This is a genomic window from Bacillus mesophilum, assembly GCF_008923265.1.
Classification (GTDB): Bacteria; Bacillota; Bacilli; order Bacillales; family Cytobacillaceae; genus Cytobacillus; species Cytobacillus mesophilum.
Genome location: NZ_WBOT01000008.1, coordinates 146,629 through 159,457, shown reverse-complemented (window position 1 = coordinate 159,457; position 12,829 = coordinate 146,629). Strand labels below are relative to the sequence as shown.

At 39.5% G+C, this 12,829-nt stretch carries 13 protein-coding genes; 4 read left to right on the top strand and 9 right to left on the bottom strand.

Translation table 11 applies throughout. The features are described 5' to 3' along the window. Nucleotides 1-356 precede the first annotated feature (356 nt). Nucleotides 357-926, bottom strand: a complete 570-nt coding sequence (locus F7732_RS19710) for a TetR/AcrR family transcriptional regulator (protein ID WP_151575771.1) — start codon at nt 924-926, stop codon at nt 357-359. 194 nt (nt 927-1,120) lie between these two features. On the opposite strand from F7732_RS19710, the gene F7732_RS19705 reads away from it, so the two are divergent. Then, nucleotides 1,121-1,879, top strand: coding sequence for an SDR family oxidoreductase (locus F7732_RS19705; protein ID WP_151575770.1), 759 nt, complete (start codon nt 1,121-1,123; stop codon nt 1,877-1,879). Between the two features lie 117 nt (nt 1,880-1,996). Here the strand turns inward: F7732_RS19705 and F7732_RS19700 are convergent, their stop codons facing one another. The 5 genes from F7732_RS19700 to F7732_RS19680 form a co-directional block, all read right to left on the bottom strand. Next, complete coding sequence (locus tag F7732_RS19700) at nt 1,997-2,827, bottom strand: MetQ/NlpA family ABC transporter substrate-binding protein (RefSeq protein WP_151575769.1); 831 nt, start codon at nt 2,825-2,827, stop codon at nt 1,997-1,999. Between the two features lie 17 nt (nt 2,828-2,844). After that, nucleotides 2,845-3,507: a methionine ABC transporter permease gene (locus tag F7732_RS19695; RefSeq protein WP_151575768.1), complete on the bottom strand. Its 663-nt coding sequence runs from the start codon at nt 3,505-3,507 to the stop codon at nt 2,845-2,847. Beyond that, nucleotides 3,508-4,248 (bottom strand): methionine ABC transporter ATP-binding protein, encoded by a 741-nt coding sequence (locus F7732_RS19690; protein ID WP_151575767.1) that lies wholly within the window; start codon nt 4,246-4,248, stop codon nt 3,508-3,510. Between the two features lie 253 nt (nt 4,249-4,501). After that, entirely contained in the window at nt 4,502-6,001 is a 1,500-nt protein-coding gene (locus F7732_RS19685; protein WP_151575766.1) for a malate:quinone oxidoreductase, read from the bottom strand. A gap of 412 nt (nt 6,002-6,413) precedes the next feature. Further along, nucleotides 6,414-7,952 carry a histidine kinase N-terminal 7TM domain-containing diguanylate cyclase gene (locus tag F7732_RS19680; protein ID WP_151575765.1) on the bottom strand — a complete coding sequence of 513 codons (1,539 nt, stop codon included), beginning with the start codon at nt 7,950-7,952 and terminating at the stop codon, nt 6,414-6,416. A gap of 192 nt (nt 7,953-8,144) precedes the next feature. On the opposite strand from F7732_RS19680, the gene F7732_RS19675 reads away from it, so the two are divergent. Further along, nucleotides 8,145-8,903, top strand: coding sequence for a hypothetical protein (locus F7732_RS19675; RefSeq protein ID WP_151575764.1), 759 nt, complete (start codon nt 8,145-8,147; stop codon nt 8,901-8,903). A 14-nt stretch (nt 8,904-8,917) separates the two neighbouring features. After that, nucleotides 8,918-9,382 carry a hypothetical protein gene (locus F7732_RS19670; protein ID WP_151575763.1) on the top strand — a complete coding sequence of 155 codons (465 nt, stop codon included), beginning with the start codon at nt 8,918-8,920 and terminating at the stop codon, nt 9,380-9,382. A 130-nt stretch (nt 9,383-9,512) separates the two neighbouring features. On the opposite strand, the gene aspA is transcribed toward F7732_RS19670, so the two are convergent. Beyond that, nucleotides 9,513-10,943: an aspartate ammonia-lyase gene (aspA, locus tag F7732_RS19665; protein ID WP_151575762.1), complete on the bottom strand. Its 1,431-nt coding sequence runs from the start codon at nt 10,941-10,943 to the stop codon at nt 9,513-9,515. 296 nt (nt 10,944-11,239) lie between these two features. Continuing rightward, nucleotides 11,240-11,665, bottom strand: a complete 426-nt coding sequence (locus F7732_RS19660; protein WP_151575761.1) for a MarR family winged helix-turn-helix transcriptional regulator — start codon at nt 11,663-11,665, stop codon at nt 11,240-11,242. Between the two features lie 122 nt (nt 11,666-11,787). On the opposite strand from F7732_RS19660, the gene F7732_RS19655 reads away from it, so the two are divergent. Beyond that, nucleotides 11,788-12,207, top strand: a complete 420-nt coding sequence (locus F7732_RS19655; RefSeq protein WP_205068226.1) for an organic hydroperoxide resistance protein — start codon at nt 11,788-11,790, stop codon at nt 12,205-12,207. 59 nt (nt 12,208-12,266) lie between these two features. On the opposite strand, the gene hxlB is transcribed toward F7732_RS19655, so the two are convergent. After that, nucleotides 12,267-12,827, bottom strand: a complete 561-nt coding sequence (hxlB, locus tag F7732_RS19650; RefSeq protein WP_066442078.1) for a 6-phospho-3-hexuloisomerase — start codon at nt 12,825-12,827, stop codon at nt 12,267-12,269. Between the last annotated feature and the right edge of the window lie 2 nt (nt 12,828-12,829).

The following is a 12,829-nucleotide window of genomic DNA, read 5'->3' as shown; positions in this document are numbered from 1 at the left end:
AGATTGTTGGTTGGATATCATTGGATTTCACCTGCAATATAATTATTACTTTCATTATAAAACAAAAAGCCAGCGAAACAATGTTTCACTGGCTTTAAAAAGGACTTTTTCAGTGCCCTCACTTCGTTCCTGCGGGGTCTCACCCTTTGCTCTGCAGCCCGCAGGAGTCGAGGGCCCTCCGCTCCATTTTACTCATGTAAATAAAATATATTTTAAAATTATAAATAAAAAACCGAATGATTAGAAAGATGACCTTCCTTACCATTCGGTTCAATAGGTGTGTTAGTTACTTATGTCCCAGCCTCAAAAGGTATTATTTACAAAAAGAAGGCGGAAAAGAGAATATTTCTCCTCTTTCAGGTAGGTCTGTGTGATAGATTTAATATTTTCACGAGCTGATCATTTAAATAATCTGCGCTGTAGGAGAAATCACTTTTATACCACTCAATGATAATACCGATAATAGCATTGGCTTGATATGCACAGTGAATCTGCACATTTAGGTCTTCTGGCATTTTAGGATCCGCTTCTTGCAGCAATAAACGGTTGATTTCTTCAAACAGCAAATAGTAATACATAAGAGGAACTTTCTTAGAAAAGACAATCCTGTAAAAGTGTTCATACTTTTGAATATGATGAAAGATGCGAATCGTTGAAGAGTTTAACCTGCTTACTTTCAAGACAGAAACAAATCGATAAGGTTCTTGATAAGCACGCGAAAGATCTCCTGTTATTTCTTTAAAATATTCTTCGAAGAGGTCTTCAATTTGAGCATAGTGTAAATAAAAAGTTCCTCTATTTATATTAGCAGTACGGCAAATTTCCGTTACTGAAATGTCTTCAAGCAGCTTTTTATCTAATAAATCCAGCAGGGCATGGTGCAGGGCATTTTTAGTTTTTACAATTCTCATATCTTGTTTTGTCATTTTTTCACCTCTTAATAAACAAATTTTTAAAATCTGTGCACTAACAGCAGAATCTTTCTGCACCATCTATTGAAAGCGTTTTACTCTTTATAATATTATTTATTCAACAAGTGTACAATAAAACTCGTTTGAGATTATTACCATCTATGAATGGATGTGCTCTTGTCACAATGAGTTTAAAGGAGATGTTCACAATGCGATTACAAGACAAAGTAGCGATTATCACTGGTGCAGCATCCGGCATGGGGAAAGCAATCGCCGAATTGTATGCAAAAGAAGGAGCAAAAGTAGTTGTTTCGGATTTAAACTTTGAAGGTGCTAAGGCTGCAGCAGATGAAATTAATAATGCTGGCGGCGAAGCGATTGCCATTCAAACAAATGTGACGTCTGATTCAGATTTGGAGCAGCTGTTCAATGAAACGAAAAACTCATTTGGAAAGCTTGATATTCTTGTCAATAATGCAGGGATCATGGACGGTATGGAGCCGGTTGGCGAGATTTCCGATGAACGCTGGGACAAAGTCTTCGCGGTCAATACAGGCTCTGTTATGAAAGCTTCTCGTATTGCTATTAATCTCTTTTTAGAGCAAGGACATGGAACGATCGTTAATAACATTTCTGCAGGTGGTCTATACGGTGCTCGTGCAGGAGCAGCCTATACGGCTTCAAAGCATGCAGTAGTTGGTTTAACGAAAAACACTGCCTTTATGTATGCAAATAAAAACATCCGCTGCAACGGAATTGCACCAGGAGCAGTTATAACAAATATCAGCTCTTCGATGACCAATGTGAGCGAATATGGCGCAAGCAGGCAGTCACTCGGCATGTCAATCAACCCACGTGCCGGACAGCCGGAAGAAATTGCTCAAATGGCTCTCTTCCTCGGTTCAGAAGAATCAAGCTTCGTCAATGGCCAAGTCATTGCTGTCGATGGCGGCTGGACTGCCTACTAGGATAACTCTGACCAGTTGACCTGAGATTGTTCTGAAAATTAAAAGGCTGTCCAAACGTCAAATAAATGACTAATTGGACAGCCTTTTTGTTTACAAATTCTCTTATCGCCTGCTTAATTAAAACGCAGGAATAGCTGTTTCGTCGTAGTTTTCTTCCAGGAATTGCTTAACTTCCGGACTTGTCATAGCCTCGGCAAGTTTTTGAATCGCCTCAGATTCAGCATTGTCTTTGCGTGCCACTAAGGAGATCGCGAAGTCGTTGTCTACTCCTTCAGTCAGCAGGGCATCATTTTTTGGAGTGAGTCCCAGTGGTGCTGCATAAGCAGGCGTCATCACGACTGCATCGGCATCATCATACATTCTCGCCAGCATGAGCAGATCAACTTCTTCAAATTGATAGTTTTTAGGATTTTCTGTGATATCCCCGATTGTATAATATGGTCCTGTTTTTTCCTTCAGTGCAATTACTTCATGCTGAGCAAGCAGTGCTAAGGAACGGTCGATGTTCGATACATCATTCGCTATTGCAATCACTGCTCCCTCTGGCAGCTGGCCAATCTCATCGTATTCCTTTGCATACACACCATAATTGGCAAAGTAAATTGGTGTGACAGGCACTAGTTCAGCATCGTTACTGCGATTAAATTCCTCCATGTAAGGAACATGCTGAAAGAAGTTTGCATCAACTTCTTTTGCTGCAAGTGCATTATTGGGCTGTACATTATCACCAAGCACAACAACCTCAAGGTTAATTCCTTCTTCTTCAAGATGCGGTTTAACCAAATCTAGGATTTCCGTCATCGGCGGAATTAAAGAAGCTACCTTTAGTGTGACTTCTTCTTGCTCCGGTTGCGCCTCTGTTGCTTGTTCCTGTGTTTCTTCATCTTGACCGCTGCAGCCTGTTACGAATAAAAGTACAGCTGCTAATAGAAATAATAGTTTCTTCATGCTGGCATCCTCCAAGTTTATCTTTTATCAATTACTCTGGACACAGTAGTTCCAGTAAATTGAATTAGTTGTACAAGTATAACCATAATGATAATCATATACATCATCAGTTCAGTCTGAAATTGCTGATAGCCATATCTGATGGCGAAATCACCAATCCCTCCTCCTCCAACAACACCCATAATGGTTGAATATGAGATAAAGCTTATGATCGATGTCGTTAATCCGAGCACAAGTCCTGATCTCGCTTCAATGTATAAGAATTTAAAAATAATTTCTCTGATAGAAGCACCCATAGATACCGCTGCCTCTAATACGCCTTTAGGCACATCCAAAAGCGATTGTTCCACTAGTCGCGAATAATGGGCTATCGCGATAATCGATAATGGTACTGTTGCAGCTGCCGTCCCAATCGCTGTCCCAAGCAGGAGTCTTGTAAACGGGATTAAGAAAACGACTAATAACAAGAATGGAAAGGATCGAATCACATTGACCAAAAGATTCAGGACCGAGAAAACATATCTATTTTCGAGCAATTGACCTTTTCTGCTTAAAAAAAGAAAGGTACCTACAGGCAGTCCAATTAAGATTGCTGCCAGTATGGACACACCGACCATAACAAATGTTTCACCAATGGACTGCCAAATCTCTGCTTCATACTGCAGTATAATGTCAGGCATCTATTCTTCACCGTCCCTTTTAAGCTGCTGAACAAAATATTCAGGACGATTGTCTATTGCCTGTATTCCTAAAGGTTCAATCGTGACGGTATCATAGATCTCTCCTTCTGACATAACAGACACCCTGCTGCAGATTTTTTTTACAACGTCCATCTCATGGCTGACGAATACGATTGTTACGCCCAGCTGCTGGTTAATATTGTTCAAAACAGTCAAAATCTCTGCCGTCGTGTTCGGGTCAAGTGAAGATGTCGGCTCATCACAAAGCAAAACCTGCGGATTATTGGCAAGTGCTCTCGCAATAGCCACACGCTGCTTTTGACCTCCGCTTAACTGTGCCGGATATTTTTCTGCCATCTTCTCAAGACCAACAAACTGCAGGCATTCTAACACGCGCAGCCGTATATCACTTTTCCTTGAACCTGCCAGCTGCAGTGCTACCGCTACGTTATCGAATACTGTTTTGTTGGCAACAAGATGAAAGTGCTGAAAAATCATTCCAATCGACTTGCGGACGAGCCGAAGTTCTTTGGCACTCAAGCGAGTTAGCGTCTGCCCGTTTACTTCCACATCCCCTGTATCAGGAAGTTCTAATAAATTCATCAGCCGCAGCAATGTAGACTTCCCTGATCCGCTCGCACCGACTAATCCGTGAATTTCTCCTTTTTCAATCGTTAAAGTCACTGATTTAATTGCTTCAAATCGTGAAAAGCTCTTGCTCACATTTTGTAATGTAATCACAAAAAAACCCCCTATCCAGAAAGAACGGGTAATGACAACGCAATTTATTATAGCTTAATAAAGGGTGGATGTCATGGGGAGACCATTCCATTGCCAATCCTTATTCCTTTTATGTTTATGTTTAATGAAATGATAGGCTGTGCAACAGAATATATGTAAAAATAAAAAATCCGAATTGCTCCTCATTCAGAAAGAATTTGAAGCATTTTTCGGATTTTAAGGAGAGAATTTATTACTAAAAGTTCAATAACGATTAGCTGTGAACAGGCTGTTCTTTACTAAGTCCAAGTGTCTCCGCTGTTGAATGCAGCAATTCCTGGAATAGGCGAGGATTCGCCTCTAATGATACTCCATAGGACGGAACCATTTCTTTAATCTTAGGTTCCCATTCATTCATTCGCTGCGGGAAGCATTTTTCTAATACTTCAAGCATGACATGAACGGCTGTTGAAGCTCCTGGAGAGGCTCCAAGCAAAGCAGCAACCGATCCGTCAGAAGAACTGACAACCTCTGTCCCAAATTGCAATGTTCCTTTCCCTGCAGGTGTATCCTTGATAACCTGTACACGCTGGCCAGCAACAACAATGTCCCAATCCTCTGCTTTAGCATTGGGAATAAATTCCCGCAATTCTTCCATGCGTTTTTCATTAGACAGCAAAACCTGACCAATCAGGTACTTGGTTAAAGCCATTTCTTTTACTCCTGCTGCCAGCATCGTCAGCACATTATTCGGTTTTACCGACTTAATTAGGTCCAGATTTGAACCAGTTTTCAAAAACTTGGGAGAGAACCCTGCAAATGGTCCAAATAATAATGATTTTTTATTGTTGATGTATCTCGTATCAAGGTGAGGCACGGACATCGGCGGCGCTCCTACCTTTGCCTTTCCATATACCTTTGCATGGTGCTGAGCCGCAACTTCTGGATTATTGCACACCATAAATAAACCGCTGACTGGGAATCCCCCAATCTGTTTTGATTCCGGAATACCCGTTTTTTGCAGCAGCGGCAAGCTGCCCCCTCCTCCTCCGATAAAAACAAAGGATGCTGTATGATATTCAATTTTTCCGCCTTCCATATCCTGAACCTTTAACTCCCAAGTGCCATCACTGCTGCGCTTAATGTTTTCTACACTATGCTTATAATTCACATGAACATTCTGCCTTTTTAAGTGATTAAAAAGAATGCGTGTTAATGCACCAAAATTCACATCCGTACCAGAATCAATTTTCGTTGCAGCAATCGGTTCTGATGAGGTTCTTCCCTCCATCATCAGCGGGATCCATTCCTTCAGTTTCTCTGGATCACTCGAGAATTCCATCCCTTGGAATAAAAGAGTGGCTGATAACGCTTCCAAACGTTTTTTAAGAAAAGTGACATTTTTTTCGCCTTCTACAAAGCTCATATGTGGAATCGGCATAATAAATTCCTGCGGATTTTGTATAAGATTGCTTTTGACTAAATAAGACCAAAATTGTCTTGAAAGCTGAAACTGCTCATTGATCTTTACAGCCTTGCTAATATCAATGGTTCCATCCGGACGTTCAGAAGTATAATTAAGCTCACACAGAGCGGAATGGCCTGTGCCTGCATTATTCCATTCGTTCGAACTCTCTTCTCCTGCATCTGCAAGCTTTTCAAACACTTTTATTTCCCATTCTGGAGCTAATTCTTTCAGTAAAGCACCTAAAGTCGCACTCATGATTCCAGCACCAATTAAAATAACATCTGTTTTTTTCTGTACGCTGCTCATCACAATCATCCTCATCCCCAAATTTGCCAAAACATTCGGTTAAGCCCTTCCATACCCCTTAAGAGCACACCACACCGTGTCTAGAAAAACAATATCATAATATTATTATAATAATTTATGCAATAAAATATCTAGTATTATCTGATAATTATAAACTATTTATAGCTTGAAAAAAAGGGAAAGGTTTTGGAAATGAAAAGGAAAAACCACTTTGTATTGAAAGCGCTCTAATAAAAAGAGGTTTAATCCCTTAATTTCCCCTAGTATTAATAGGAATGACTATTAAATCCTCTTCAGCTTTCTTTCAAAAGTATCAGGGTATAATAATTTGAATAAGAAAATACTTCATTATAGCAATCCTCTCTTACTTATATTCTTGAATCAAAAAAATAAAACTGGAAGATCCCAAGTCTTATAAATCATCGTGAATATACTCTTTTACAGTATTACGCCCTTCCCGCTTAGCTTTGTACAAGGCTTTGTCCGCTTTTTGCAGCAGCTGATTTAAGGTTTCTTCTTCGTCTAATTCGGCTGCGGCTATACCCATACTAACCGTTACATAAATCTTTGTTCCATCAATAACAAGGGGCTGTGATGCCAAAAGCTGCCGAAGCTCTTCAGCTTGGATTTTTCCTTTTGACCCCTTTAAAGCAAAGACAAATTCCTCTCCTCCGTAACGGGCAAATAGCATGTCTTCATTTACTAACGTATTACATACCTTAACGACATGTCTTAATAGCTGATCTCCTGCATCGTGCCCGTATGTGTCATTTACTTTTTTAAAGTAATCGATATCCATTAGAATAAATGATAGCGGCTGAACCTTTTTCTTAGCTTCCAGAAGCATTTGTTTAGAGATCTGAAAAAAGGCTCTGCGGTTATAAATTTGGGTGAGTTCGTCATAGTCAGCCTGATGCTGCAATTTAATCTGTAATCTTTTTAACTCTGTGATATCCGTGAAAATAATTAATAAGCCTTTAGTATTTCCAGACTGCTGCAGCGGTGTTGTACGAACCTGATAAATATGATCGCCATGGTTAACCTCCCGGGAGGCAGCCGTTTCAATTGAAAAAGGAACCTGGCCGCCTGACAGATCATTCCAAATTTGGTGAAACGGCAGACCAAACATCTTCTTATTTAATCTCGGAAACATATTTTTACATGCATGATTAAACTCAATGATCTGTTTTGCTTCATCCAAAACGATAACCCCATCATTAATGCTATGAAAGATCGCTTCTTTCGCAATTGGCATAAGGGTAAACATTCGTGATGAACTAATTGACCAAATATATAAGATAGATGTTAGCCATAAAACGATTGGAACTGGATCCAGACCAGGAGGAGTTAATCCAATTAAATAAATGAAAGCCGTAGCCATTGGAACAAATTGGCCAAACAATAAGGATATTAATTGGGGACGATACACTCGTTCTGTTTCTTTCCATCTAGTGAGGACAAGAACGAAAGCAAAAAACATACTTGCAAAGGTATAGATGCCATGAATCACGTACCAAACGCCCATTTCCTGATGCACATACGGAGCACCTAATAATGGGTCGATTTCATAGACACGATAATGGAGGTGATGAAAGTCATTCGTTGCTACCATGAACAGACTGATAAGCGGGATTGTTAAGAGCGCAATCCATTTTTTGCGTGTTAGTTCAAATCCTAAGTAATTCATGATGAATAACAAGCCAACAGGGGCGGATAGTGGCATTGCTGTGTATTGAATGATGGTCCATAGCTTGATTTGCTCAATATTTGTCGACATCAAGCCAAATGCAGAGGAAAAACAATATACAGTAATTAAAAAGGTATATAAGCTAAAAACCTTCCCTATACTCGTATATTTGTGGCGGTTAAGGAAAACATTTATAAACAAGTACATATTTAACACACCCGAAGTGCTGACAAGGGTGATATACGCTGTTAGTTCAGAATTCATAATAGAGTCCCTCTTTTGGAAATTTCATGCTATTAGCATATACGATAATGGCGGTGCATTTCAATGCTTTCTGTTTTGCACAACTTCCTTTAAATGTAAAATAGCCCATTAAAAAACTAAAAATATACATACTGGGGCAGACATTGGGCAAACTATCCATTACCGATAACTAGAGCAAAAAAGAGGGGCAACATGAACGCTCAGCCACGAAGAAAGCTTTTAAAGATTAGTATGTTCGGCATCACCTATTTAAAAGACCATAATCCCTATATGATCGCATGGTGGTCTGCCGTATTTCCCGGATTTGGCCACTATCTGCTTAATCAGTATGTACGTGCCACATTACTGACCTTATCAGAAGTTATTATAAATACTTTAGCTCACATTAATGAAGCAATGGTTTATTCCTTTTGCGGAAAATTTGAACTAGCCACAGCTATATTGGAACCGACATGGACGTTTGGATACTTGGTAATTTACCTGTACACAATAGGAGATAGTTTTCGAATTGCTTTATATCAAAATAAACTTACTCATCTGGTCCTCAAAGAAAGCAACAACATACCATGTCTGGCAGTCACAGCCTCAGAAATTCAATATCTTGAGGAAAAAAGTCCGTTTTTCAGTGCTTTTTATTCTTTTTTCTTTCCGGGATTAGGACAATTATATAACCATCGATTTGGCCTTGCCTTTTACGCGATGTTCTGGTGGTGGATCTACATCTGGCTTTCAAAAGCACATGAAGCATTATTGACCCTTTTGCTTGGACAACTTGAAGCTTCTAATAATATGCTAAACCCTCATTGGTTCTTATTTATGCCTTCTGTTCTGTTTGGATCTATTTACCAATCTTATTTAGCAACATTGGAACAAAACCAACTATTTCGCTTGGAACAAAGAACTTATCTATCCAAGAGGTATAAAAATTCGAAATTAAGAATCTTCTCATAAGCAGGTGCTTGACCATGTTGATTTTTGGATTATTTGAGCAGTCAATTGAATTAGAACAAGCACTTGCAGAGTTAGAGGGATTCTCCGTTTTAAACGAACAAATCCTTATCGTGTTTATGGATCAAAACAAGCAAGGCAGCAACAAGCAGCACCCTCCTCCCCATGATTTTGAAGTCGGCGTTGCCTGTGCTACTGGAGCTGCCGTTATAGGAGCCAGCCTTGGATTTACCCTCATGCTTGGGCCTATTCTTTGTGGTATAATTGGCGCATTTACAGGTTTTATCATCGGATTAGCAGTCTCAAAACTTTTCAAAAAAGCCAAATATCATAAAACCTTAAAGGAAAGCCGCCAGCAGGTTATTATCGTCATAGAGTCCCCCGAGTCCCTAACTCCCCAAATAACGGCCATACTCCGGCACTACCAGGCACTCTCAATTGGATTACCAGGTGAACAGCAGGGACATTTCCAGCAATTTTGATAGCAAGAATTGAACGCATAATAGATGTGTAAACAATTTTTTCAGCACTCTGCTTGTTTTACTTCTTAAAAAGGAAAATTAATTATACCTATAAAAGAGCCAGGAGACCGCCCTCCTGGCTCTTTTTATGTCAATCTTTTTCCAATAATGCCGCTCCTGAAATACCAGGGTGGGTCATTTCATATGGATCTAGAATGAGGTCTAATTCTTCTTCAGTGAGTACGTCGTATTTGAGACATAGGTCTCTAATGGAGGTACCATTCAGGATCGCTTCTCTAGCAATTCTGGCAGCTACTTCATAGCCAAGATGCGGATTAACAGCAGTGATAATTCCTGCGCTCTTTTCGACGTATTCCTTTAATCTTGCTTCATTTGCTTCAATGCCTTTAACACAATGCTCCGTAAAACTGGTAAATGCGTTTTTCATGATGCTAATCGACTGCAGAAGATTAAAGATCAAAACTGGCTCCATCACATTTAGTTCAAGCTGTCCTGCTTCAGAAGCAAGAGAGATCGTATGATCATTTCCAATTACCTGAAAAGCCACTTGGTTAATAAGTTCTGGCATAACGGGATTAACTTTCCCTGGCATGATAGATGAACCAGGCTGTCTGGCGGGCAGTGTAATTTCCCCTAAGCCTGCTCTTGGGCCTGAAGCCATAAGCCTTAAATCATTGGCAATCTTAGACATATTGGTCATACAGATTTTTAACGCAGCAGACACTTCTGTGTAGGAATCCGTATTTTGAGTGGCGTCCACCAAGTGTTCAGCACCTTTAAACGGCATCCCGCTTATATCAGCCAAATATTGTACAACCAGTTCAATATAGCGAGGCAAAGCGTTTAAACCTGTCCCAACAGCAGTAGCACCCATATTCAATTCATATAAATGCTGTCTTGACTGCTTAATTCGCTTAATATCACGGCCGATTACACGGCTATATGCTTCAAATTCCTGTCCAAGCCGAATGGGTACAGCATCCTGCAGATGTGTTCTGCCCATTTTAATCACATGATTAAACTCTTTTCCTTTTTCAAGAAAAACAGTTTGCATTTGCTCCATCGTTATAATGAGCTGTTCCAGCAGACTTAAAATGGCAATATGCATAGCTGTTGGAAAAGAATCGTTTGTTGATTGAGACATATTCACATGCGTATTGGGACTGCAATGAAAATAATTTCCTTTCTCTTCTCCAAGAAGTTCAATGGCACGATTGGCAAGAACTTCATTTATGTTCATATTAATAGATGTTCCAGCTCCGCCTTGAATTGGATCCACAATGATCTGGTCATGCCATTGTCCTTCAATCATTTCATCTGCTGCTTGTACAATTGCATTTCCAATTCCAGAATACAACTGCTTAACATCCATATTTGCCATGGCTGCCGCCTTCTTTACCATTGCCATGGCTCTAATTAGTTCAGGATGAATTCTATACCCCGTAATTGGAAAATTTTCTACTGCCCGAAGCGTTTGTACCCCATAATACGCCTCTGCAGGAACTTCCTTCTCCCCTAAAAAATCTTTCTCAATCCGAAAGTTATTCATTGATGCTAGCATATCCGTCATTCTCCTTTGTATAAACCATCAAGCCTTATTTTCTCTATAATAAATGTTCCATTTTATACTCGTATCCACTATAAAGCGATTAGATTAAAATGGCAACATAATTGGCGTAAATCCGCATGTCATATTCATTTTAATCGATAAGACTCTACTTAAAAGAATAGCTCCCTCAAATGACAGTCTAATATTCAGTCGAGGAAGCTCTATTTTATAGAAGTGAAGCAATTCTGTATAAAGTTATTGTAACCTGCTTAACACCGTCCAATTCCTTATATATAGCAGGTATATTGTTAAGCTTCACCCAGCATTTTTATTAAAATACGTTTCAGCTGGATAAACTCTTCTTCATTTAGATTCGTTTGCTCAAGGAATTTCAGCGGGATCTTTTCAGCTTGTGCTTCTGCTTGTTTTCCCTGCTCTGTTAATGTCACCTCTACTACGCGCTCGTCTTCCTTTAAGCGTGTCCGGTTAATTAACCCATTCTCCTCCATTCTCTTCAGCATCGGTGTTAAAGTGCCAGAATCAAGATAAAGTTTTTCACCTAATGCTTTAACAGAGATGCGATCTGTTTCCCAGAGAACGAGCAAAACTAAATATTGCGGATACGTAATGTTTAACTCCGTTAGTAATGGACGATATAATTTTGTCATCTCCCTTGTTGCTGCATAAAGCGGGAAACAAATTTGATTATCTAATTTTAATATTTCCTTCGTCATTGGTAATCACTCCTAAGTTTATTATATCAAGGAAGGGGAATAATTATATAAGATTTGACTAATGATAATTAAATTGTGTACAATTTAATCGTAAACAATTAATTCAAAAGGAGTGTTTCATAATGTCAGCATTATATACTGCTTCATCAACAGCTTCAGGCGGCCGTCAAGGTTCCGTTAAATCATCTGATGGTACACTAGATTTGGCTCTTTCCATGCCAAAAGGATTAGGCGGCACAGAAAAAGAGGGAACAACTAACCCTGAACAATTATTCTCTGCTGGCTATTCAGCGTGTTTTGACAGTGCCCTTCAATTAGTTGCAGGACAAGCGAAAAAAAGAATTACATCTGCTGTAACAGCTGAAGTCAGCATTGAAAAACAAGGTGCAGGCTTTGGCTTAAGCGTTAAATTGATTGCTGAAATGGAAGGTGTCACACAAGAAGAAGCTGAAGAGCTTATGGAGAAGGCGCACGCAGTCTGCCCATATTCCCGTGCTATTGAAGGAAATGTGAAAGTAGAAAGAACTGCAGTAGCAAAATAAGAAATTTAAACAAAAAGAAGGCCGCTATAAACGCGGCCCTCTTTTTGTTTGTTTTTCTCTTATTCAAGATTGGCATGCTTGCCATACATTTTGTTAGAATCCAGACCCTTTTTATCCATAAAGCTTAAAATAAGGGCATCGTAAAATAACAGCATCGTTTGTTCAAATAAAGATCCCATAGGCTGAATGGTTTTATAGTCCCCTTCAGATTGATCTTTTGTTACGCCAGGCAGTTTCACAACAATATCAGCCAATTCGCCAATTGTTGAGTTAGGCGAAATGGTAATGGCTGCAATGGTACCGCCAATGCTTTTTGCCTTTTCAGCAATTGCTACCAGGGTTTTCGTTTCACCTGAACCAGAACCGATGATCAATAAATCATCCTTTTCTAAATTGGCTGTTACGGTTTCACCTACTATATAAGCATCAATGCCCATATGCATCATTCGCATTACAAAGGATTTACCCATAAATCCAGATCTGCCTGCACCAGCCACAAAAACCTTTTTAGCCTTTAAAATCTGTTCGACCAAAGCATCTGCTTCAGATTCAGAGATCAAATGAACCGTTTGACTTAATTCCTGAACAATTTCTGTTAAGTATTCAGTCGTCGTCTTCATCA

Bases quoted from the DNA above. Each gene is read 5' to 3' on its own strand.
- F7732_RS19710 (WP_151575771.1), bottom strand. From the start codon at position 926: ATGACAAAACAAGATATGAGAATTGTAAAAACTAAAAATGCCCTGCAC.
- F7732_RS19705 (WP_151575770.1), top strand. From the start codon at position 1,121: ATGCGATTACAAGACAAAGTAGCGATTATCACTGGTGCAGCATCCGGC.
- F7732_RS19700 (WP_151575769.1), bottom strand. From the start codon at position 2,827: ATGAAGAAACTATTATTTCTATTAGCAGCTGTACTTTTATTCGTAACA.
- F7732_RS19695 (WP_151575768.1), bottom strand. From the start codon at position 3,507: ATGCCTGACATTATACTGCAGTATGAAGCAGAGATTTGGCAGTCCATT.
- F7732_RS19685 (WP_151575766.1), bottom strand. From the start codon at position 6,001: ATGAGCAGCGTACAGAAAAAAACAGATGTTATTTTAATTGGTGCTGGA.
- F7732_RS19680 (WP_151575765.1), bottom strand. From the start codon at position 7,952: ATGAATTCTGAACTAACAGCGTATATCACCCTTGTCAGCACTTCGGGT.
- F7732_RS19675 (WP_151575764.1), top strand. From the start codon at position 8,145: ATGAACGCTCAGCCACGAAGAAAGCTTTTAAAGATTAGTATGTTCGGC.
- F7732_RS19670 (WP_151575763.1), top strand. From the start codon at position 8,918: ATGTTGATTTTTGGATTATTTGAGCAGTCAATTGAATTAGAACAAGCA.
- aspA (WP_151575762.1), bottom strand. From the start codon at position 10,943: ATGCTAGCATCAATGAATAACTTTCGGATTGAGAAAGATTTTTTAGGG.
- F7732_RS19660 (WP_151575761.1), bottom strand. From the start codon at position 11,665: ATGACGAAGGAAATATTAAAATTAGATAATCAAATTTGTTTCCCGCTT.
- F7732_RS19655 (WP_205068226.1), top strand. From the start codon at position 11,788: ATGTCAGCATTATATACTGCTTCATCAACAGCTTCAGGCGGCCGTCAA.
- hxlB (WP_066442078.1), bottom strand. From the start codon at position 12,827: ATGAAGACGACGACTGAATACTTAACAGAAATTGTTCAGGAATTAAGT.